The sequence below is a fragment of the Verminephrobacter aporrectodeae subsp. tuberculatae genome (genome assembly GCF_026127385.1).
Classification (GTDB): Bacteria; Pseudomonadota; Gammaproteobacteria; order Burkholderiales; family Burkholderiaceae_C; genus Acidovorax; species Acidovorax aporrectodeae.
In genome coordinates, this window is sequence record NZ_QZCX01000021.1 from 1 (window position 1) to 350 (window position 350).

The following is a 350-nucleotide window of genomic DNA, read 5'->3' on the forward strand; positions in this document are numbered from 1 at the left end:
GACGCTGACGCTGAGTCGCGCCGTGGCCAACTCTGAGAGCGTGACCGTCAGCTACACCAAGCCCGAATCCGGCAACGTGGTGGAGGACGCTGCGGGCAATGACGCAGCGGACTTCAGCAGTCAGACTGTGACCAACAACACGCCTGCGCCCTCACCTTCCCCTGCGCCCGGGCCCGGGCCCGGGCGCAGGGGAAGGTGAGGGCGCAGGCGTGTTGTTGGTCACAGTCTGACTGCTGAAGTCCGCTGCGTCATTGCCCGCAGCGTCCTCCACCACGTTGCCGGATTCGGGCTTGGTGTAGCTGACGGTCACGCTCTCAGAGTTGGCCACGGCGCGACTCAGCGTCAGCGTC

At 66.3% G+C, this 350-nt stretch carries 2 protein-coding genes; one reads left to right on the forward strand and one right to left on the reverse strand.

What is annotated here, in order from left to right:
- The coding region (locus tag D5041_RS21935; protein ID WP_265285839.1) for a SwmB domain-containing protein at positions 1-199 on the forward strand (199 nt) is incomplete at its 5' end.
- Here the strand turns inward: D5041_RS21935 and D5041_RS21940 are convergent.
- Positions 152-350: SwmB domain-containing protein (locus D5041_RS21940; protein ID WP_265285839.1), on the reverse strand; the 199-nt coding region annotated here is incomplete at its 5' end. The two genes, D5041_RS21935 and D5041_RS21940, sit on opposite strands and share 48 nt — an antisense overlap.